Below are 21,118 nucleotides of genomic sequence, written 5' to 3' on the forward strand. Positions count from 1 at the left end.
AATGAATTTAATACGTTTTGCGCTCAGAAAGCCCATTGCCGTCATGGTCGTTTTCCTGTCGGTCATTGTGCTTTCGCTTACAGCTATAAAAAAAATAAAAGTAGATATTTTCCCGGAGGTAGAGTTGCCGTCAATGTATATTGCGATGCCTTACGGAGGGCTTTCACCTCAATATATGGATGGTTTTATGTCCAATGAATTTCAAAAAGTTTTACTCTTTGTGAATGGTGTCAAGAATATTGATTTCAAAAGTGTTCAGGGACTGACCTTAATGAAACTGACCTTTTATCCAGGCACCGATATGGCGCAGGCTGCAGGTGAGGTTTCCACGCAGGTTTCACGGGCAATGGGATTTTTACCACCCGGTGCAGTACCGCCTATGGTTGTGCGGTTTGACGGTAATTCACTCCCGGTCGGTCAACTTGTCTTTGAAAGTGACAATCACTCTGTAACAGAGCTTCAGACAATGGTCCTAACCAAAATCCGGCCGATGTTTGTTGAGATTCCCGGTATTACGGCTCCGGCACCTTTTGGGGGTAACATCCGTTCGATCGTTGTAAATATTGACCCGGCTGCAATGCAGAGTAACGGACTAAGTCCGGAAGAAATTACTTTGGCGATCACAAAAAGCAGCCATCCTTCGCCAGCAGGAAATATCAGAATGGGCGAAACGAATTATATGGCACCGATCAATTCCATAGCCAAAGATCCTGCGGAGTTTCTTAAAATCCCGATAAAGACCCAAGACGGTAGAACTCTTTACGTGGGTGATGTAGCCAATGTTCAGGATGGAGCTGACCAGACATCTGGATATGCATTGGTCAATGGGAAACGCTCTGTGTATCTCCCGGTGATCAAAAAATCAGATGCTTCAACACTGACAGCAGTTGAAAATCTAAAAAAAGCAATGCCAAAACTGAGAGATCAGCTTCCGGATGATGTGAAGGTGAGTTATGAATTTGACCAGTCAAAATATATTGAACGTTCCCTTTCAAATCTAATTCATGAAGGACTTTTGGGTGCACTTTTTACAGGACTGGTCATTATTCTTTTCCTTGGTGACCTTCGAGGTGCACTGATCGTGGTCTTTACAATTCCCATAGCAATATTAACAGCCGTCTGTGTGCTCTATTTTGCAGGATATACTATTAATATAATGACCTTGAGTGGGTTAGCCCTATCCATCGGAATTTTGGTAGATGAAGCTACGGTCACGATCGAGAATATCCACCAGCATATGGAAATGAGGAAAACCAAACCCAAAGCCATTCTTGATGCAGTACTTGAAATTTCCATTCCGAAGGTGCTGATATTATTATGTATTCTGGCCGTTCTTACGCCTGCCTTCATTATGACGGGCATTCCAAAAGATATGTTTCTTCCGCTTTCTTTTGCAGTTGCATTCGCAATGATAGCTTCCTTTCTGGCATCCCAGACCTTCGTTCCGATCCTGGCTAACTGGATGATGAAGAATAAGCATATTGAGAAGCATTATGTTAAAAACAGGAGTTTTTTCTATCGATTCAGAACGGGCTACAGTCACAAAATGAGAAAATGGTCGGGAAGGACTTTGGTATTGTTTTCGGCCTATATCATTTTCTCGGGCCTTTTAATATTTTTAATGATGCGCTCATTGGGAACCGATATTATGCCTCTTTCCAACAGCGGTGATTTTCAGATGAGAATTGATGCGCCACAGGGAAGCCGTCTGGAGAAAACTGAAAAGCTGGTGAAGGATATTCTCAAAGATATTGAAGGTATTTTGCCGGAAAATGCGGTCAGCATCAGTTCGGCCTATGTCGGTTTACATCCGGCAGCAACGCCGATCAATCCCATATTTCTTTTCACCAACGGAACACACCAGTCTGTTTTGCAGGTTTCTGTAAATAAGGAGATCTTTTCAGGGTCTATGGAAGATCTGAAAGAAAAGATCCGCAAGAAGATTGCTGAAAAGCATCCTGAAGCACAAATCAATTTTGAACCGATGGAACTTACCGAAAAAATTATTGGACAGGGATCGATGACCCCGATAGAAATCAAGGTAGGATCTCCGAATCTGAAACTGGCGGCATCTCACGCAAAAAAAATAGAGGAAAAGCTGAAAAGCAACGATTTCCTGCGAGACGTCCGCATTGCAGAGCCACTTCAATATCCGACGTTACAGATCAACGTAGACCGAAATCTCGCTGCGCAGTTCGGACTGACGATGCAGGATGTGACACGCAGTCTTGTGACCGCTACCTCTTCAACCCGCTACACCGACAAGAACCTCTGGGTCGACCCAAAATCAGGACTTGTCTTTCAGACACAGGTCCAGATTCCAGAAAGTATAATGAACTCTGAAGAGATCCTGAAATCACTTCCACTGAAAAAAGACAGCCCGAGACCCGTTCTTGAAGATATCGCTACAGTTAAAAAAACGACCGCACCTGCACAGGTCAACCGAAAGGGACCTATGAGATATGTAACGATTATCGGAAATGTGTACGGAAAAGACCTGGGCTCTGCTTCCAAAGCGGTAAAAAATGCCATCAGTGAGACCGGAAAACCTCCAAAAAGTGTTTCTGTCTGGACAGAAGGCACACTACAGCTACTGGATGATACACTCGACAGTCTTGCAATGGGACTTTTGGCGGCAGTACTAGCGATATTCCTAATGCTTTCTGCTTATTATCAGTCATTTAAAGTACCTTTTGTTGTTCTTTCCGTGATTCCTTCCGTGATCGTGGGAAGTCTTGTTTTGATTTTCATTACCGGCAGTACGCTCAACCTCCAGTCATATATGGGGATGATTATGTCCATCGGTGTTTCGGTTTCAAATGCCGTATTACTTATCAATCAGGCAGAGTACTACCGTAAACATTACCATATCAGTGCGCTTCATTCTGCGAGAATGGCAGCGGCGTCCAGACTCCGCCCTGTACTGATGACCGCTTTGGCGATGCTTGCCGGGATGATTCCTATGGCAATCGGTATCGGGGAAGGTTCTGAGCAGGTTGCTCCACTTGGTAGAGCTGTTATCGGTGGTATCATCGCATCCACTCTTACCATTCTGCTTTTGGTTCCGCATTTTTTTGCAGCAGTAATGTCCAATGCAGGACATTCAAATCCTTCCTTGGATCCGGAAGATGAGGAAAGTAAATTTTTCGTACAATCTTAAATAATTAAAAAATAATGAAAATCATCAATAAAATAAAATACATCTTCATTCCGGTCGTTCTTTTGGGAATGGCTTCCTGCTCGGGCGAAAAGGAAAGTAAAAATGAAACAAAAAAAACAGTTCAGCCTGCTCGGTCTTTCGTGACCACAGAAATCAAGCTGATAAATCCCACTTATCAGATTTCCGTTCCAGGCGAACTGAAACCTTATGAATCGGTGCAGATCTTTGCGAAGGTTGCCGGATTTATCAAGAAAATTTATGTTGACAGAGGTTCAGTTGTGACCAAAGGTCAGCTTCTTGCAGTTCTGGAAGCACCAGAAATGAATCAGGATTACCTATCCGATAAATCTTCACAGCAGAAAACATACACCGACTATCTTTATGCTAAACAGGCTTTTGAGCGATTGCAGGACGCGGCCAGTACAAAAGGAGCTGTTGCCGACATAGAACTGGATAGGGCTAAAAGCATTATGCAGAGTTCCAAAGCAACATACGAGGCATCAAAAGCGGGCACCGGTAGGTCTTCACAGATGAATCAGTACCTTAGGATCACGGCACCTTTCAGTGGTGTGATAATGGATAGGAATCTGTCGGTAGGAGCCTTGGTTGGTCCCAATTCAGGAATGGCTCTTTTCAGTATTGCTCAGAAAAATAAGCTGAGACTGACGGTATCTCTTCCTGAAAAACATGCATCAAGTGTCAATGAGGGGATAGTGGCGCAATTTACGGTCAACTCTATCCCGGGAAAAAATTTTGAAGCGCATCTTTCAAGGAATTCCGGTGTTATCAGTCAGGAAAACCGTTCGATGACCCTTGAGTTTGACGTTCCAAATCCGGGCACTGTCTTAAAAGGGGGGGAATATGCACAGGTCCAGCTCAATCTGAAAAGAAGTGCACCTACATTTTTTGTACCCACGAAAAGTATTCTGCAGACTCAATCCGGAACCTTTGTGATGACCTTCAATGATAATACGGTAAGCAGAGTTGCTGTGAAAGAAGGAATCACCTACGAAAAAATGACCGAGGTCTTTGGTGCACTATTCGGCCATGACAAAGTTCTAGTAAAACCTTCCGAAGAAATTGAGGAAGGAAAGATATCAACCCCAAAAAAAAATAAATAATGATAACGACCTTAAAATTTAAAACACCTATTTTCATTCTTATGATGACCCTGTTTTCTTTTTCTTTGAGTGCGATGCAATCAAGAGTTGAGAATCAGGATGGGCCCATCCCACAAAATAATGTAAATGATAATGAGGATATCATCTTAATCGATGAGAACGGAAAGAAAATTGCTTTGAGTGAACTGAAAGGGAAGGTGGTCTTTGTAAATTTCTGGGCCACATGGTGCAGGCCTTGTGTCGAAGAAATGCCGAGCATCAGAGACCTGAAAGACAAATTCAAGGGAAATGACAATATCGTTTTTGTCCTTCTCAATGTGGAAGCCAACCTGACAAAGTCTAAGAAATTTATGAAGGATAAAAACTACGATCTTCCGGTGTATGTAGCAGCAGACACTATTCCTTCGCAGTACTTTCAGGGAGCAATTCCGACGACTTTGATCTTTAATAAAAAAGGAGAACTCGAAGCACAGATGCAGGGAGGGCAAGATTTTGACCGACCTGAGATTTATGAAGCGCTGAAAAAGTTAACCGGACAATAATTTATTAAAATAAGAACAATGGAAAAATTTAAAATATGGCTTCGGAAGAACTGGAGTACGGCACTTTTGGTGTCAATATTCATCGTGTTGCTTGTGAGTCCCGATGCAAAAGCCTGGCTGATGCGCCAGATCATCTCTACCGGTCTTATGAACTCAAAGATTGAAGAAAAGGAAACAGAGCCGGCCGTTGAGTCGACTCCTTTGTCCAGTACTGAAAACTTCAGTGTCAGAAATGATAAAGGTGAGATCATCAATACTTCTGACCTCAAGGGAAAAGTGGTATTTATTAACTTCTGGGCGTCCTGGTGCCCGCCTTGCCGTGCGGAATTCCCTTCGATTCAGACATTCTACGTCCGATTTAAATCCAATAAAGATCTTGTTTTTCTTACAGTCAATCTGGATGAGCAGACCGCCTTGGGTAAGATGTATCTTGAAAAAGAACAATTCACTGTTCCGTTTTTAGTTGCAGAAGGTTCGATTCCAACTGCTTTTTTTAATGGTTCACTTCCTACGACCGTCGTTTTGGACAGATCAGGAAAAATTAGGATGCATCATGCGGGAATGGCAGACTACAGCAAAGAATCATTCTATCAAGAAATCAATCAACTTTTAAATGAAAAATAATGAAAAACTTAATTAAGATATTGACCTTCTCAGTTTTCCTGACAGGGTTTATGGGTTTTGCGCAAAAGGCAACAGTTTACGAACCTGCAAAATCTATTAATAAGGAGTACAAGGCTTTGTATGTGATCAATGAAGGTGATGACCAGAAAATCAGAGTCATTATCAGAAATATCAATAACGCGATGGAAGATCCCAGGCTGAAAGGCAAACTGAAGGTCGAACTGCTGGCCTTTGGGGGCGGAGTGGAAATGTTCAGAAAGAAAAACCCCTACGGGGAACTTCTTACAGGTCTGCAAGATAAGGGGGTAGTGATGGTACAGTGCGAAAATACCCTTCGTGAAAAAAAGATCGAAAAGTCCGAATTATTTGAGTTTGTAAATTACACCCCCAGCGGAAACGGGGAAATGATTTTGAGACAGGATGAAGGATGGGCAATAGTTAAACCCTAAAATTGGAAATTATGAAATTATCAATAGGATTCATCAACGATGTGCACGGCTATATGGAACCCCATCCAGAGCTGTTTTATGACTATCAGAAAGAATATGTTAAAAGTGCAGGAGGTTATGCCAGAATTCAGACCATCTTCAAAAAGATCAGGGCAGAAAATCCGAACGCATTGCTCTTTGACGGAGGGGATACGTTTCACGGAACAGTTCCGGTGGTACAGTCGAAAGGAGAGGTCTTGATTCCCATACTTAACCAACTTGGATTTGATGCAATGGTAGGACACTGGGACTTTGCCTATACACCAAGACATCTGTTAAAACTGGAAAGCCAGCTCAATTATCCCGTCTTGGGCTGCAATGTTTTTGATGAGCAGGGAAAACGATTTCTACTACCTTACAAAATATCTGAAATTGGAGGACTCAAAATTGGTATAATCGGGATCTGTTCCAATATTATCGATAAGACAATGCCGGAGAAGTTCAGTGAAGGCATAACGGTGACCGATGGAATTGAAGAGACGAATCAATGCGTCAGAGAATTAAGAGAGGATGCTGTGGACATTATTATTCTTTTGTCGCACAATGGTTATCCGCAAGATATCGAACTGCTCAAAAAAGTGGAAGGAATCGATATTTGTCTCAGTGCACACACCCATAACAGGATGTACGAAGCAGAAAAAGCAGGAAACTGCATTATCATCCAATGTGGCTGCCACGGATCATTTGTAGGAAATCTAAAGCTTGATGTCAAAATGGAATGATTACACATTTTGATTACAAGATCATTGAAACTGACGACAGTATTGATGAAGATGTAGAAGTTAAAGATCTGGTGGAAAAAAGTCTACAGTCTTTTGCTGAAATGAAAAGTACAGTATTGGGGACGACAGAACATATTTTGCACCGCTATTCCACGCTGTCTTCTACTATGGATGACTTTCTTCTGTCTGCCGTCAATTTTGCGACGGACGTTGAGATCTCCTTTTCCAACGGATGGCGCTATGGTGCACCTATAAATGTCGGAAATATTACCCTCTGGGACTTATACAAAATCGTGCCGATGAATCCGCCTATTTCCACCACAGAGCTTACTGGAAAAGAGATCTTTGAAATGTTAGAAGAAAATCTGGAGCGGACCTTTTCCGCAGAGCCGATGAAACAAATGGGAGGTTATGTTAAGCGTTGCAACGGATTGAGAATTTTGATGCGCATTGAAAATCCGCCGGGTTACAGAATTCAGGAAATCTATTTTCAGGGAAGACATTTACAAAAAGACAAGGTTTACAAAGTTGCTTTCCTCACCGAGCAGGATGTTCCAAAGAAATATGGGAAAAACCGCACAGAGACAGGATCTAATGCCATAACAGCAATGACATATTATCTTGAGAATAATTTTCACATTGAAAGATCTGAAGATTCTTTTCTTTTGGTCTGAAATAAAGGCAGAAGATCCGAAGATCCTCTGCCTTTTATTTTATGTGCTGGGCAATTACGATGATTGAATGTTGCTATAAGATCAGGCTGTTGATAAAGTTTTCCAGATTAGTAAATCCTGTTAGAGTGATGACTGATCCGTCTGCGGCATCATTCAAGTTCAGTCTGTTTTATTATTAATATAATCTAAAAATATTTGTAAAAATAAAGTAGGTTTTATATCGTAGGAAATCTGTGAGATATTAATCGTTCAAATTGAAATTTTCCACAATATTTTTTTAAGAGATAAACTACAACGAGTCTCTAGTAATAAACTTCCTATAAAAATCATTGAACTCAAAAATATTATATGTAAAAAATTCGTGTAAGTATTGCTCTACCCTTTCAATTTTTGTCATTGGCTTGTAAGTTTATTTATAGATTTAGATTACCAATCCATATTTGCTGAGTTATCAAATATTCCCTGCAAATGATCACAAAATTTTTCCATAATATCATTATCGTGCATTGCAGATTCATACATCCCATTGCTTGCATAAGGTAATATTGTGATCAAACCTTGCCCTTGGGTATATGTGAGTGCAGGTTTTAAATTGCTGCTATTCATATCAGAGATAAAAGATTCTATCAAACATATAACTTCATTATCTTTAAATTCCAGTGTGCCTTGAAAAGAAAACCTATTTTTAGTCTTATTAAAGTTCATCATTACTGGTACAGCACCGGCTCCGGAATGAAAGTGGAATGCATTGCCGTCTTTTCCAAATGCACCGTGAGCAACAAAGTTCCTTACCTGATTCCTTATCATCAGTAATTCAATATAATATTCCTTTAACATATCGTCAGATATGACAGTATTGAATTTAGTTTTCCATTCGGCATCGATTAATTTTGTGACTTCTTCCCCTGTTTTTATTTTTTGTGTAAGGATAGCAAGATGAATAAATAGATGTTCTGTCCAGCTAAAAAATGATTCAATAGTTGAAATTGCTAACCATTTTGTGCTTTGCCGTATCTTGTAGTAATTTTTGGAACCTAGAACAAAAGTGCCATCAATAGAAATCCTTTCTTTAGATAATTTTTCTAGTTTCTTATTTTCTGATTTATATAGATTTAGAAAATAGTTAAATCGTTCAAATAAATATCCATTATTATTTACAATATTTATTTCGGAACTCTTGATAGCCTCTGCTGCCAAGTGGTTAAAATATGGTCTTGAAGATTTTATCGCACCGTTAATTTTCTTAGTAATTATTTTCGCATCTTCTTCATCTTCCTTATTTTGAATAAAAACCCCAACTCCCATTTTCCTGTGTTCAATCAGAAATGCTTTACCATTAAAATCAATTGGAATAGACCAAGCCAGCTTTTCAGATCTTCCTGTGTCTTTGAAACCTAATAAATTTACAAATAGAAAATAAACTAAGTAGTAATCCTGTATCTCCCTTCCTGCATCACTTCTTTCAGCAAAAAATAATAGTTTTTCGTTTGCTTTTGTATTATCATCGACTTGCTTTATTGGAAATAATATTTTCAGGGCATTTTCTTTGTATTTTTCAATATTCATATTCTATTTTTATGCAGGTAGTTGGGTTTTCATTTTCCGGCTTTAAGCATCTTCAATGATTTAGATAAAATAATTTTAAACTATTTTAATGTGTTTTTTATATAATAAATCTAATGTATCTAAGTTCAAAATTCGAATTAATTCTTATCGATTCAACTGGCGCATTAAGATATTTGGCTAGGACTGTCTTTAATCCATTTTCATTATACCCATCAATATAATACTTCGATATTTCTTTTTTAATATCATTTCCGTTAAAGATTATTGATTCGATCACCTGGACTATTCTATCTCCAAAACCATCGTTTGTTGTTTTTTGGCTGCATTTAATTTCAATATTTATTGTCTGCGAATTTGGTAAAAATAATACAGAGTAATCCTGTTGAATTAAAATACCATTTATGAAATCGAATGATTGATTGAATGCTGGATTATCTCTTAATTTAAAAATTTCTTCTCTATAATTTCCTTTAAAATTATTAAATCTGAATTCACCTTTGCTGTCGTAATACATTTCAAATAGAATTCCATTTAGAATATGATTCTCGGAGTTTATTTGAAAATCTAGTAGTGACCTATTAAGATTTTCAAAAAATGTCATAGCGGAATTTGCCCCACCAATAGCGCATTGTAATAAATTTCTTCCTAAAATGAACATTTGGTCCTTATCTAATTGACTTACTGGTATTGTTATTAAATAATCAATTGCAGGATTTTGTTTGTACCAATTGTAGGTCTTTAGTTCTTTAATTTTTTTGTAAAATTCTGAATCTTCATAATAATTTTCATCTTTCAAAACATTCGGATTATAAGGTAGGCTTAAAATATTTAGCTTTTGATGTTTGTAAAAGTAAAAATCACCAATTAATGAGGTGTGTTCCCAAGTTGTTTGTCTTCCTCCTGACAATGCAAAAACTGTCTTTCTTACAGATTTAAATAGATCTTCGACAGCTATCCTTTCGGACGAGAGGTGCTTTATTAGTGAGCCCGTATAAATACTATTATTCTCATATCCGACATCTAAAGCACCTTCATTTGGAGATGTTGAAAATGCTATTAGTGATCCTTTAGGAGCTATAATTGGACTAAATCCAAGTGCAGTCCCGCGACCAAATGATCTTCTGCAAGCATCTAATATCACTATGTTTAATTTAGTAGGATTTTGCCTGTATATGTCAAATAAATCATTTAAAGTAATACAATTTTGTTTTGCCACATATTTATTTTCAGGAGGAATTTGCGAATCGATACTCGCCAAAAAATTCTCTCCATCTACTTCGAATCCGTGACCTGCAAAATAAAAAATAGATGCATCAAAATCTTTTAGTAAGTCGCTATATTCTTGTAAAATTTCAACTATGTTTTTTTGATCGATATTTAGATATAATTTTACCTCATAATTGTAATCTTTAAAGATTCCAGCAATTTGATTTGCATCATTTTCTCCGTTAGTTAATTCATTTCCTTTAAAGTAGTTGTTATTGCCAATTATAATTGCTAATGTTTTCATATATCTAAGTCGATTTTGGATGTTTTTAAAATATTCCTTGATAAAATGTAGAAAATTAGAATTTTGCAAGCTATTCTGATTACCTAAAAGGATAACCTTTAAACAATCAACTTGTGTTTTTCGATATTGATATTCTCCATCACTTTAGACCTCAATATACAAAAGATATTGTTAGAAAATTACGGTTTCCTCTCAATATGAAAAAAGTTTGTCGCGACAATAACGCAACCAGAATATTTAAATTTGGCAAAATAAAAGAATTGTGTTTTACTAATATGCAAGGTAACACACAGTAATAATATGAGCCGGTCTTATTCTTCTAATAAACCTGAATTTTTGGTAAGAAAAACTTTTATAATTTCATCTGAATTAAAATTATCAGAATTGTGTGTTTCCTGATTGTTGTTACTCCCTTCCCTTGAAAGATTTTCATCAAAAGTTAAATTGAGTTTTGAAGTCTTTCCCTTAGTCATAACATTTGAAGATAGATCTAACTTTTCATAATACTTTGCAATTCCTTGTGGCTGTGTTTCAGCGAAAATTAATGGTGGGCAAAGTGAATAAATTAATTCTTCACCCTGAAGTAAAACTTCATCTTCTTTATGGCAAGGTATGTAAAACTGAATGTACGAATCTTGGTAATAAAGTTTAATCCAGTGAGAAGGCAATTTACTTTCTAAATTTCTTTTTTTGAAAATTAATACATAGGGAAATTTTACATTAAAACCAGATGCCCCCCTATGAATCTGTTTGGCATGCTGTACAAAATAAGCCTCATTGTTATTTCTCATCAGAAAATCAAAACAGAATTTATAGTTGTCTACTTCAACATCAGGAATTACAGTCAAGGCAATTTTCAGTAAACATTTAAAAATGTTAATCGGTATATAAGGATTATGTATAACGTTAAATTCTATAATACCTCCATCTAATTTTTTTTAATTACCCCTTGTTTATTTGATTCTATATCAATGCCATGAAAACCATTAAAACTATTTTTTTTAGCTACAATATTACCATCGTATGATTTAAATGTTGGAGGAGTTTGTGCTCCTAAGGCATTAACACTTCTATTCAAACCTAAAAAATTTGCCATATCACTTTCGAAACCTGAGAAATGATTGTTACACTTATCACATTCGTAATCTGACACCCCAGAATTATTTCCAAATAATCTTGAAATAATGTGAGGCTTGCTTTTAAAGGTTGTTGCATCGGACTTTTTACCACAGAAGCGACAGATTCTTTCTGATATTTTTTTTAGAGGACGCCTTTGATTATTTATTGGAGGAGTATACATACTTTTTAATTGATAATCCTTATCAAAAGCTTTTAGATGCTCAATATTTCCAGAGTATGTATATATGTTCATTAGTTATCCGTATTATTTTTCATTAACTTTAAATAACTTCGATTTTTACTACCTCACTACTAACCACTTTTGTATTTGTATCATTCATCTTCTGTCTAATTGTAACTTTAATTTTATCATTCTTAGGAGTAGGAAAATTCATTAAATCTGAAATATTTTTAAAATCAAAGGCTTTACAAAGTAATGTTATATGACGAGTAGAATATTTATGTCGCTGTGTTAATGACTCCACATTACTAACAAAACTTTTGGCCAAACCCATTTTTAGGCTAAGCTGATCTTTGCTTAGTTTTTTTGCTTTGCGAATGTTTCTTACGTGATTAATAAAATCCAAATCGAATTGTGTTGTTTCTAAATAAGTAATTTGTTCCATATATTTTTAAAAAAAATAACCCAATATGTTGGGTGTTAAATAAATATTTATTATTTTTGCTTTAGCGAATAAATCATTAACCTTCAACAAGGTAAAATGAACGATGTATCTCGAATCAAAAAGACCAATTTTCCATCGAGAACCTCGTGAAATCGCTCCATGTCTAAAAGTTTCTTACTTTTGTATACGGCATGCGAGCGGTTCTCACGTATACTTTAGGTGGAAACTTTAATCTTCGGTTTAAAGTGGGTTGGTCGCCCTGATTCTAGAGTGTGAGACCGCCGCATGCTATTTTTGCGTATAATTCTCATATCTAAAAGCATCGTTCCATATATAAAAATAATATTTATGAGGACGACATTTTCAACCATTCTTCTAATTTGCCCACCGGAGTAGTCCGCCAGCATAACAGAAAAAAAATACGGCTTTATGCCAGTTTTGCTTGCAAAATGCTGGATTGGTATTACCTGGCTATTATCGACAAACTCCGAAATTCCTTTAAAAGTAAAAGGAAAGCCAGACTACGATTTAAACTCGCACTTTAAAAGTACTCGCTTTCTTTTAATATTCCAAATTATTTTCAGCACGAAGGGAATTTATTACGAAGACAAAAAAAGTGAATGATCTGTATAATGCAGAAGTTTATGGCTTTTTTTTGATTTCAATTAAATGTTTTCTCATTTAGATGACACTTACATTGAGTTTACAACTCATTGCGGCTTTACAGCTTACACGGGACACAATTTCATTCATATTATTTCAAGATGTGCTGGGGCAGGAGGTTTTGCTATGTCCTTACTGAAGCTTCCTCCCAAGCATCATCAAATAGATACACGAAAAACATATTCAAGAAACATAAAGTGTAACGTAACCATAGAAAAATAAAAGCCCTCTCCGCATAAAGTATTTTCGAGTTTACGGAATGCAGAGAAGAGCCGAGTCTAACGAATTAAACCTATTCAAAAGTATGAAAAAAAACTTTTGCAGCCTAAGTCATCTTCAATTGGCTTTTGGCTTCACCTTGCTCGTCTCGGGCGCAGCAATAGGGCAGATGCGAACCATTACGGGCACTGTCACTGAAAATAGCCAACCGGTCAAAGGAGTTTCCGTATTCCAGGAGGGTAGTGATGAAGTGGCTGTAACCAATACAGCAGGTATTTACCGTGTTCAGGTATCAGGTGAAAATCCTGTAATCATTTACCGCCATCCGGACTATCCCGAACGAAAAATCACTTTAGGCAGTAGGATAACCGTCAATATCTCATTCAATAAAGAAAAAGAAATTGAGGAAGTTGTTCTCAACGCAGGGTATTACAAGGTCAAAGACAAAGAAAGAACAGGCAGCATTGCCAAAGTCTCTTCAAAAGACATCGAAAACCAGCCCGTTACAAATGTCCTTTCTGCAGCGCAGGGAAGAATGTCGGGCGTGAGCATTACCCAAAATTCAGGCGTTCCGGGCGGAGGATTTGATATTCAGATCAGAGGAAAGAACAGCATCAGAAGAGAAGGAAATGAACCGCTGTATATTATTGACGGTGTTCCGATCCTTTCAGAAACTCCCTCGTTGTATAGTGCCTCAATTTTACCGTATGCATCCATCAATCCGTTAAACTCGATTAATCCAAATGATATTGAAAGCTTTGAGGTGTTGAAGGACGCCGATGCCACGGCAATCTACGGATCAAGAGGTGCCAACGGAGTGATTATTGTGACGACCAAAAAAGGCAGAAAAGGAAGAACCGATCTTAAGATCAATACCTCTTATTCGCTCAGTACGGTAGCCAATCAATTGAAGCTGCTGAACACTGACGAGTATATCAAGATTAGAAGAGAAGCATTTCAGAATGACGGCATCACCACAATTCCTGCGGCAGCGTATGATTTCAACGGAGTGTGGGATCAGACCCAAAACACAGACTGGCAGAAAGAACTTATAGGCAATACGGCAGAAGCTTCGGTCGTCCAGCTTTCTTTAAGCGGAGGTTCTGAAAACACCTCTTATTTGATCAGCTACGGACATAACGAACAAACTACAGTATTTCCTGCCGATTTCAGATACAAAACCAATAATCTAACAGGAAATTTCAGTTACAGAACACCTGATAAAAAACTGGAAGTCAATCTCAGCAATACCTTTTCATTTCAGGACAATAATGTCCTGAATGATGATTTGACGAAGAGAAGCTTTACTTTGAGTCCGAATGCTCCGTCACTCTACAATCCGGATGGTTCATTGAATTGGGAAAACAATACGTTTACGAATCCTTTGGGTGTTTTTCAAAGTGAATATCTCAATTCGAGCAACTTTATTAATAGCGGAGCGCAGATTTCGTACCGCTTATTTCCGTTCATTACACTAAAATTCAACGGAGGTTTAACGTATCAGAATTTTGAAGAGTTTTCACTCAAGCCCCATACGATGTACAATCCCTCATCAGGATTGACGAGCGCAAGTTCCACTTCATTTAAAAACAGCAGTTCCACATTCTCTTATATTCTGGAACCGCAATTGGTTGCCAATCAAAGCTGGGGAAACCACAGCCTCGAAATGTTGTTGGGAACCACATTACAGCAATCTGAAACCAATCAGGGTTCAATACAAGGTTATGGCTTTGAGAGCAATGCCCTGATTCAGAATTTGGGAGCAGCCAAAACAAAAGTCATCAGTGATCAGGTTAGAAACCAGTATTACTACAATGCTGCGTTTGCAAGAATCAATTATCAATTCATGAAAAGATACATTGTCAACCTTACAGGCAGACGGGACGGTTCAAGCCGTTTTGGTCCCGACAACCGTTTCGGAAACTTTGGTGCAGTGGGTGCAGCGTGGCTTGTTTCAGAGGAAAGCTGGATGAAAAATATCCCGTGGTTAAACTTTGCCAAAATCAGAGGAAGTGTGGGAACTTCCGGCAATGACCGGATTGGAGATTATCAGTATCTCAATACCTATACGATTTCATCCAATATCTACAACAACATCACCGCTCTGAATCCTTCAAGACTGTACAATCCCAATTTCAGCTGGGAGAAAACACTCAAAAAAGAAGTAGCACTGGAATTATCATTTCTGAAAAGCAGAATTAATTTTTCAGCGGCGTATTACAACAATACATCATCCAATCAATTGGTCGGTATTCCATTGCCTGCGACGACAGGGTTTGTTACGATACAGTCGAATCTTCCTGCAAAGGTTCAGAATACAGGCTGGGAGTTTGAAGCATCGATGCAGGTTTTGAGACAAAGCAAGTTCAAATACGACACGTCATTCAATCTTTCTGTTCCGCAGAGTAAGCTACTGGAATTTCCCAATCTGGAAGGATCAACCTATGCCAATCAGTATGTTTTAGGATATCCGATGTCACTTGTTAAAGTCTATCAGTTTGAAGGGGTTAATCCGGCAACAGGATTATACCAATTTACCGACTTTGACGGAGACGGAAAGATCAATTCTCCCAATGACAATAAAGTGATTGAAAGAATAGGCGTGAGATTTTTCGGAGGCTGGTTGAGCAATTTCCGCTACGGACAATGGTCGGCATCATTTCTTTGGCAATTTGTGAAGCAGAGAAACTGGAATTATAATCGTCAGATGCTGGTACCGGGTTCTATGAACAATCAGCCTGTAGAAGTTTTGGATGTTTGGTCACCTTCAAATCCTTCGGGAATGTATATGCCGTACAGTTCAGGAGCGAATGCGCAGAAAAATGCTTCGCACGTTTTGTTCCAAAATTCTACTGCTGCCATTGGCGATGCATCATTCATCAGACTGAAAAATGTACAACTTAATTACAGCATTCCCGTTCAGAAATTCGGAATCAGAGAAGCGATGATTTATGTGCAGGGACAAAACCTCTTGACCTTTACTAAATATTTTGGGGTCGACCCTGAATTTGTACTGACAGGATATTTACCGCCACTGAAGACCTACTCACTAGGCTTTCAGCTAACCTTTTAAAATGTTAAACTTTTTAGAATCTGACAATGTAAAAAGGTAAAGTTTTATAGAAGCAATAATTAGATACTGTAAAATTTAATCCTTTAAGAACTTGAGACTTGTTGAATGTAGGTTTTCTGTGAAAATTAAAAGTCAGATGATGTAAAAATTTCACATTCTAAGAATTGAATAAAAATTAAATCTTTAAAAAATTGAAAAAATGAAAACAAGAATAGAACATATTATTGTGGCAGCAATATTATCTGCTGTACTAACTACCACAATTTCCTGCGAAAAATTTGTAGAAACCGATTTTCCCAATAACCAGCTTCCGACAGAAGTTGTTTTTGAAGACGAGCAAACCGCTGAAGCGGCATTGGCAGGACTGTATGCAGGACTTTGGACTAACTCACTTATTTCGGGAGGCATCGACGGGATGGGTGCTTTGATGGGGACGTATGCTGATGATCTGACTTGTGTGTACACATCAGGATCAAACGGTATTTTAGATATAGCAAACAATCAGCAGGTGGCTACAAATACCGTTGTAACGACGGCTTGGACGAATGCTTATGGGCAGATTTATGCTGCCAACAGCATCATTGAAGGGGTAACCAATTCAAAATCATTAAGCCAGGCATCCAAAGACCGAATCAAAGGTGAAGCATTATTCGTGCGCTCTATCATCTACTTTAATCTCTATCAGATTTTTGGAGAAATAGCTTACACAGAAACAACCAATTATGTCATCAACAGCCAATTGGGCAGAATGAATAAAGATCAGTTACTCATAAAACTAGAAACCGATTTGTCTGAGGCGGTTAATCTTTTACCATCCGCTTACAGAAATGCAGAAAGAATCTATCCCAACAAATTTGCAGGATATATGGCATTGGCAAAGATGAAAATGCTACTGAAGAAATGGGCGGAAGCAGAAGTGCTTTGCAGTACGGTATTGCAATCATCTCAATATACATTTCAAACCGACCCTTCAAAAGTATTTCAAAAAAATGGAACCCATATCATTTGGCAATTGAAGCCAAAAAACACGAATGATGCGACCAAAGAGGCATCACTGTATAACTTTACAGGCGCACCTTTATCGTTTGTTCTCAATCTGAATCTCATCAATACATTTTCTTCGGGAGATTTGCGGAGACAGCATTATATCACGGCAGTACCTTTTAACCAACAGCTCAATTACCGCTCTTCAAAATATAAAAACCTTGCGGTCAATAATCCCAATGAATATTCAATAATCTATCGTCTGGACGAAGTCAATTTCATGATGGCGGAAAGCCTGATCGAGCAAAATAAAGCAGTAGAAGCCGTTCCGTATATCAACCGTTCCTGCCAACGGGCAGGATTACCAGCATTGAGCACTTCACTGACGGTTTCAGCAGCAACCGCAGAATTGAGAGAAGAAAAACGCAGGGAGTTTTTTGTGGAACACGGCATCCGTTTTTTTGATTTGAAAAGATGGGGATTGCTTGATCAGTTGATTCCTGTAAAAACCAATTGGAAAAGCTACCATGCTCAATGGCCGATACCCCAGAAAGAACTGCTGCTTAATCCAAACCTTAATCCCCAAAATACAGGATATTGATGATGAATAGAAATTGGAAAAATATGATGAAGAACAGGGAAAACATACTTGAAAGTAATAAGACAGTAAATACGATTCAAAAAATATTGTTGCTCCTCATTGTGTTTACTTTTCTATTGTTACCACTACCACTCAACGGGCAACATGATTTGAAAAAATTGGAAGCATTGGCAGAAAAAGCTGAAGTTCCTGATTTTCTGAAAATGTCTGATGACGGAAAATGGGTAAGCTGGCTGATGAAATATGAAAGTAAATCGCCGATGTACATTTTACAAAATGTACATGATAAGACTCAAAAGTTTGAACGAAAATCAATCAGGACTTCATTTTTTATGGGTAGTGAAAAATTCGCTTTTTTGAGTGGTGAGCAATTAGAACTAATTAATCTAATAGATCAAACTATTGAAACAAAAGATCATGTAAAGACGATTGATCAGATGAAACCGCAATCTTTATTTTTGATTCATTATGATGAGCATCAAAATAACAGACTGGAAGTTTACGGTAAAAACGGCAGAAAGATTCATGAGTTAGAAAATGTTATTAGATATAGCACTGTTGATGAAGAACTCATTGTTTTTCAGAAAAATGATCAAAATGAGACTGACGTTTTGAGGGTTGATACAAAAAATAAAAAGATCATAGCCCGCGCGTTCGATGAAGTCTTGAAAGTATGGAAAGGCACTGCTACGGAAGGAGGATATACCGTCTTTGGTAAAGACAAGCATGAATATACATTGAAGCATTGTGTTGATGGTTTACAGATTCCTCGAAACCTTGATTTGATGCGGAGTAAAAATTACCATTACGTAAATCTTGACTATTCATCAGATCCTGATGCATTATTTATCAAGCTAATCAGAAAGATTCCGAAAGAAAAAAAACTTTTAGAGTTTTGGTACGGCGTTGAAAAAGATCTCACTCATCATATTAAAGATATGCAGGTTGAAGAAAATTTTTTGTGGTATCCCCAAACAGGTAAAGTAATTCCGATGGATTCGATGTTTCATACAGAAATAGCGATTGGAAATTCCGGTAATTTTTTGAAGATAAAGAAAGACCAATCATTTGTAGATAAGAAAGATGATTTTTTCATGCCCAAAAGAGATTCCTTGTTTGTATGGAATTCAAGATCAAATGAACATCGTTTTCTTTGCGTGATTGATGAAAGACTGTATGTTTCACCTGATAGAAAATGGGTTCTTACGGCTGATAATAATGGCTGGAATCTTGTAAACACATTTACCCTGAAAACTAAAAAACAAATATCAGATCCTGAAGCTTCGCCATACTTTAAAGGAACTGAGCTTATTACCTGGGTAAAAGGTAATAATGTATGGCAACAAAATATTTTGAACGGCAAACTGGAGAGGAAAGTAACTTTAGATGGTGACAATGTTGAAATTATCAACAGTCAACACCAAAAGATTACGGAAGGGCTTCCTAGAGAAATTATTTCAGTGCCTGACAATAATTATTTATTTCGCATTTCAAAAGGTGATTTGTTGAAATCATATGTAGAGTGGGATCATCGTACAATAAAAAAAATTATAGCTGAAACTACAGATAAAATACGAAATTTCACCTATACAGATAATCATTCAAATTTTGTGTGGACGAAAGAAAATTACAATGAAGCGCCATCCATTGTATTTAAACAAAAACGAAAGAAAGATCATATCGTATTCACTTCCAATGCTCATGACAAAACTGCAGAAAAAATAAGAAAAATTCAGCTGTTTTACAAAGGAGCAACAGAAGAATCTTTAACTGCAACTTTATTTTTACCACATGATTATGATCCGGGTAAAAAATATCCTGTCGTACTTAATATTTACGAAAAACAGCAGAAAGGTACATCAGCCTTTTTGCTTCCGACATTAAAAAACGGGAGAGGCTTTAATGCAAGGTTGCTATTGGAATCAGGCTATATGGTGCTCATTCCGGATATTACATACGCAGATAAAGGATCAGGTCTTTCAGCACTTGAGTCTATTCATAATGTTCTGGATGAATTGGTAAAAATAGAACAAGTAGATGCGAGGCGAATTGCATTGACAGGACAGTCTTTCGGGGGATATCAGACCAACTTTATCGCAACGCACTCAGATCGTTTTGCTACATTTATTTCGGGAGCATCGGTGTCGGACATTGTTCATACTCCTTTTTCTTTCAATTACGATTTTGGAAGTCCTGACTATTGGCGGTATGAATATGGTCAAATGCGTATGGGTGGCAGCTTTGTAGAAAATAAACAAAAATACATGGATAACAATCCGTTGTATTTTGCTTCGGAGGTTAAAGCACCCATATTACTTTGGACAGGCGAAAAAGATAGTAATGTAGACCGTGAGGAAACCCGCTCATTATTTGTTGCTCTAAGAAAATACCGCAAACCTGTGATAGCATTGTTCTATCAGGAAGAAGGTCATTCGCTTCTTCAACAAATTGCACAAAAAGATTTATCTGTAAGAATGCTTGAATGGCTGGATTATTTTCTGAAAGGTAAGAATGGTGTTGAATGGATTGATAAACAAATGAAGGGTGCGTTGTAGCACCCTTCACCTTTTTAATTAGTTAGGAATTTCATACAGTGGATTCCCGCACGAGGTTCCGCCTGCATTTTGGAATAGATTATGAGTGTTGACTCCGTCTGACCAGGTACATACTTCACCTAAAATATCAGCCTGACATGACTTTTCCGTCATAATACATTTTTCAACAGGTGCTAACGGATCAAAACGATAACCGTTTTCCACTAAACTGTTTTTTTTCACAACGCTTGTAGCGTACGCACTCCCTGCGCCTAAAAGCAAAACTGCTAAGGGCAATGCGATTTTTCTCATTTTTTTCATGATGTAAAATTAAATTTGGTGCCTACTCTTGGTTCAGGTTTTCGGCTTCCCCTGCAATGAAATGTTGAGTGATGTTCTGCGCAAAACGATATTTAATGATTTCATTTCCTGTTAATACATAAAGATGCTGATCTGTAATATGAAACTGTACCTTTTTTTCCTTTTTGGGATTTGGTAGATAAAAACTTCCGATATATCCTTGTTTTACAGTTGAATAAACATCAATAATAAAAGAATTTTTCCATCGGTCCCTGTCTTCAAATTTTCCGATGAGATTTGATTCTATGAATAGCAGACCTGCATATACAAATGCTTTTTTATTGACTTTCAATGGGGGTTTGCTCATCTTCTTTTTTCCGTCCGAAAGTTCAGAAACCTTAATCTGCGGAATGCTTATCGTATCAATGGTTTTATACTTCGCTTTGACGGTAAGATGGTCATCCATTATCAAGAGCTGGTTTTTGTAATAGTGTAACCTGAGTTCGGGTTAAGCGAAGTTCAAAAATAATTGACCGTCATTTACTTTTTTCAAGTTGAGTGACGGTTTTTTTGGAAAGAAACAATAGGCTGT

The 21,118-nt window shown here is 37.6% G+C and carries 17 protein-coding genes; 10 read left to right on the forward strand and 7 right to left on the reverse strand.

Annotation, left to right across the window (positions count from 1 at the left end; all coding sequences use genetic code 11):
• Position 1 precedes the first annotated feature (1 nt).
• The 7 genes from DRF58_RS13910 to DRF58_RS18770 all read left to right on the forward strand — a co-directional run bounded on the left by DRF58_RS13910 (position 2) and on the right by DRF58_RS18770 (position 7,331).
• The gene (locus DRF58_RS13910; RefSeq protein ID WP_034741443.1) at positions 2-3,160 is read left to right on the forward strand and encodes an efflux RND transporter permease subunit; all 3,159 of its coding nucleotides are present in this window, start codon (positions 2-4) and stop codon (positions 3,158-3,160) included.
• Between the two features lie 68 nt (positions 3,161-3,228).
• Positions 3,229-4,281 (forward strand): efflux RND transporter periplasmic adaptor subunit, encoded by a 1,053-nt coding sequence (locus DRF58_RS13915; protein ID WP_206605225.1) that lies wholly within the window; start codon positions 3,229-3,231, stop codon positions 4,279-4,281.
• On the forward strand, positions 4,281-4,823 hold the full coding sequence (locus tag DRF58_RS13920) for a TlpA family protein disulfide reductase (protein WP_034741440.1): 543 nt from the start codon (positions 4,281-4,283) through the stop codon (positions 4,821-4,823). The genes DRF58_RS13915 and DRF58_RS13920 overlap by 1 nt, the downstream gene beginning before the upstream one ends.
• An 18-nt stretch (positions 4,824-4,841) precedes the next feature.
• Positions 4,842-5,447, forward strand: coding sequence for a TlpA family protein disulfide reductase (locus tag DRF58_RS13925; RefSeq protein ID WP_034976033.1), 606 nt, complete (start codon positions 4,842-4,844; stop codon positions 5,445-5,447).
• On the forward strand, positions 5,447-5,896 hold the full coding sequence (locus DRF58_RS13930) for a DsrE family protein (RefSeq protein WP_034741435.1): 450 nt from the start codon (positions 5,447-5,449) through the stop codon (positions 5,894-5,896). The genes DRF58_RS13925 and DRF58_RS13930 overlap by 1 nt, the downstream gene beginning before the upstream one ends.
• Positions 5,897-5,949: 53 nt before the next feature.
• Entirely contained in the window at positions 5,950-6,657 is a 708-nt protein-coding gene (locus DRF58_RS18765; RefSeq protein ID WP_245955470.1) for a metallophosphoesterase, read from the forward strand.
• Positions 6,654-7,331 carry a 5'-nucleotidase C-terminal domain-containing protein gene (locus DRF58_RS18770; protein ID WP_228412860.1) on the forward strand — a complete coding sequence of 226 codons (678 nt, stop codon included), beginning with the start codon at positions 6,654-6,656 and terminating at the stop codon, positions 7,329-7,331. Before DRF58_RS18765 ends, DRF58_RS18770 begins: the two co-directional genes overlap by 4 nt.
• A 426-nt stretch (positions 7,332-7,757) precedes the next feature.
• Here the strand turns inward: DRF58_RS18770 and DRF58_RS13940 are convergent, their stop codons facing one another.
• The 5 genes from DRF58_RS13940 to DRF58_RS13960 all read right to left on the reverse strand — a co-directional run bounded on the left by DRF58_RS13940 (position 7,758) and on the right by DRF58_RS13960 (position 12,152).
• Positions 7,758-8,897, reverse strand: a complete 1,140-nt coding sequence (locus DRF58_RS13940) for a hypothetical protein (protein ID WP_034976031.1) — start codon at positions 8,895-8,897, stop codon at positions 7,758-7,760.
• A gap of 97 nt (positions 8,898-8,994) precedes the next feature.
• Entirely contained in the window at positions 8,995-10,407 is a 1,413-nt protein-coding gene (locus tag DRF58_RS13945) for a caspase family protein (RefSeq protein WP_034741428.1), read from the reverse strand.
• Between the two features lie 311 nt (positions 10,408-10,718).
• Positions 10,719-11,255 carry a hypothetical protein gene (locus tag DRF58_RS13950; RefSeq protein WP_034741425.1) on the reverse strand — a complete coding sequence of 179 codons (537 nt, stop codon included), beginning with the start codon at positions 11,253-11,255 and terminating at the stop codon, positions 10,719-10,721.
• A gap of 80 nt (positions 11,256-11,335) precedes the next feature.
• Positions 11,336-11,779, reverse strand: a complete 444-nt coding sequence (locus tag DRF58_RS13955) for an HNH endonuclease (protein ID WP_034741422.1) — start codon at positions 11,777-11,779, stop codon at positions 11,336-11,338.
• A gap of 28 nt (positions 11,780-11,807) precedes the next feature.
• A complete protein-coding gene (locus DRF58_RS13960) occupies positions 11,808-12,152 on the reverse strand; it encodes a helix-turn-helix domain-containing protein (RefSeq protein WP_034741419.1) in 345 nt (114 codons plus the stop codon).
• A gap of 967 nt (positions 12,153-13,119) precedes the next feature.
• On the opposite strand from DRF58_RS13960, the gene DRF58_RS13970 reads away from it, so the two are divergent.
• The 3 genes from DRF58_RS13970 to DRF58_RS13980 all read left to right on the forward strand — a co-directional run bounded on the left by DRF58_RS13970 (position 13,120) and on the right by DRF58_RS13980 (position 20,247).
• Complete coding sequence (locus DRF58_RS13970) at positions 13,120-16,107, forward strand: SusC/RagA family TonB-linked outer membrane protein (protein ID WP_116036334.1); 2,988 nt, start codon at positions 13,120-13,122, stop codon at positions 16,105-16,107.
• Between the two features lie 199 nt (positions 16,108-16,306).
• The gene (locus DRF58_RS13975) at positions 16,307-17,692 is read left to right on the forward strand and encodes a RagB/SusD family nutrient uptake outer membrane protein (protein WP_034976025.1); all 1,386 of its coding nucleotides are present in this window, start codon (positions 16,307-16,309) and stop codon (positions 17,690-17,692) included.
• Positions 17,692-20,247, forward strand: a complete 2,556-nt coding sequence (locus DRF58_RS13980) for an alpha/beta hydrolase family protein (protein WP_081780172.1) — start codon at positions 17,692-17,694, stop codon at positions 20,245-20,247. Before DRF58_RS13975 ends, DRF58_RS13980 begins: the two co-directional genes overlap by 1 nt.
• A gap of 18 nt (positions 20,248-20,265) precedes the next feature.
• Here the strand turns inward: DRF58_RS13980 and DRF58_RS13985 are convergent, their stop codons facing one another.
• Together DRF58_RS13985 and DRF58_RS13990 are read right to left on the reverse strand one after the other, a co-directional pair.
• A complete protein-coding gene (locus DRF58_RS13985) occupies positions 20,266-20,538 on the reverse strand; it encodes a hypothetical protein (protein WP_123882498.1) in 273 nt (90 codons plus the stop codon).
• A gap of 31 nt (positions 20,539-20,569) precedes the next feature.
• On the reverse strand, positions 20,570-20,992 hold the full coding sequence (locus tag DRF58_RS13990; RefSeq protein ID WP_116036332.1) for a hypothetical protein: 423 nt from the start codon (positions 20,990-20,992) through the stop codon (positions 20,570-20,572).
• Positions 20,993-21,118 lie beyond the last annotated feature (126 nt).

Source organism: Epilithonimonas hispanica (assembly GCF_003385395.1).
GTDB classification, from domain to species: Bacteria; Bacteroidota; Bacteroidia; order Flavobacteriales; family Weeksellaceae; genus Epilithonimonas; species Epilithonimonas hispanica.